Source organism: Pseudomonas sp. RA_35y_Pfl2_P32, from assembly GCF_963970735.1.
Classification (GTDB): domain Bacteria; phylum Pseudomonadota; class Gammaproteobacteria; order Pseudomonadales; family Pseudomonadaceae; genus Aquipseudomonas.
Window position 1 is genome coordinate 1 of the sequence record NZ_CAXAQF010000161.1, and the last position, 565, is coordinate 565.

The window sequence follows — 565 nt, forward strand, 5'->3', positions numbered from 1 at the left end:
CGGGACGAGCTTCTCAACGAAACCTTGTTCTTCGGCCTCGATCACGCCCGAGCGAAGATTGCGGATTGGGTCGGCGACTACAACGGCCAACGCCCGCATTCCTCGCTCGGCTATCTGACCCCTGCGGCCTATGCCGCCCACCTCACCGCAACGTGCGATCGGCTGCGCAACCCCGACCAGCTCCGCCGATCGCACGTTGCTCACACCGCGCCGAACGGCGTAACATCCGCCGAGACTCTAACCGCTTCTGGGTGAAACTTCAGGGGCAGGTCAGCGGGGATCAAGCGGCCGAAACTGAACATGTCCGAGTTCTACGATCGCTACCACAAATTCCTGCACATCTTTTACAAAGATGCGCAGAGCTGGTGGGGCCGGGAGACGGACGAATTCCCCCACCTTGAGGAGATCACGGCGTTCTCTCTGATGATCTCGGAGAAGCCAGCGACCAGCTAGCGTCGAGCTGGCTCGCGCTGTCGTACAGCTTTCGGTGCAAGTCTAGAGCTAGCGAAACGCTTCGCTAAACAGCAGATCGCGGCCTTTGGCCGTGGTTTGATAATAGTCGGCT

The 565-nt window shown here is 59.8% G+C and carries 2 protein-coding genes; both read left to right on the plus strand.

Translation table 11 applies throughout. The features are described from left to right. A partial coding sequence (locus AACY45_RS27640) for an integrase core domain-containing protein (protein WP_339548643.1) occupies positions 1-255 on the plus strand: 255 nt, incomplete at its 5' end. A gap of 45 nt (positions 256-300) precedes the next feature. Beyond that, positions 301-453: a hypothetical protein gene (locus AACY45_RS27645; protein ID WP_339548644.1), complete on the plus strand. Its 153-nt coding sequence runs from the start codon at positions 301-303 to the stop codon at positions 451-453. The last annotated feature ends 112 nt before the right edge of the window (positions 454-565 follow it).